Raw genomic sequence first — 218 nt, 5'->3', positions numbered from 1 at the left:
GAAGTGATTAAGAAAAGCACCGGCGATAATCAGGCGGCCAATGCCATGGCGCACGCCGTATTGGGTGCAGTCACCGCCTACACCAGTGGCAACAGTGCGTTAGCGGGCGCTGCAGGAGCGGCTACTGCCGAGTTGATGGCCCCGAGGATTATCGCGGCAATGGGCTGGGACAAAGACAATCTCAGCGAAGATCAGAAGCAGACCGTCAGTGCGCTGGC

Annotated in this window: 1 pseudogene; it reads left to right on the top strand. The window is 59.2% G+C overall.

What is annotated here, in order from left to right:
- Window positions 1-218, top strand: a pseudogene (locus FTA91_RS06965) (VENN motif pre-toxin domain-containing protein); the annotation flags it as partial.

Origin of the sequence: Yersinia thracica (genome assembly GCF_902170565.1) — a bacterium.
GTDB classification, from domain to species: domain Bacteria; phylum Pseudomonadota; class Gammaproteobacteria; order Enterobacterales; family Enterobacteriaceae; genus Yersinia; species Yersinia thracica.
This window is presented reverse-complemented; position numbering and strand designations above follow the sequence as displayed.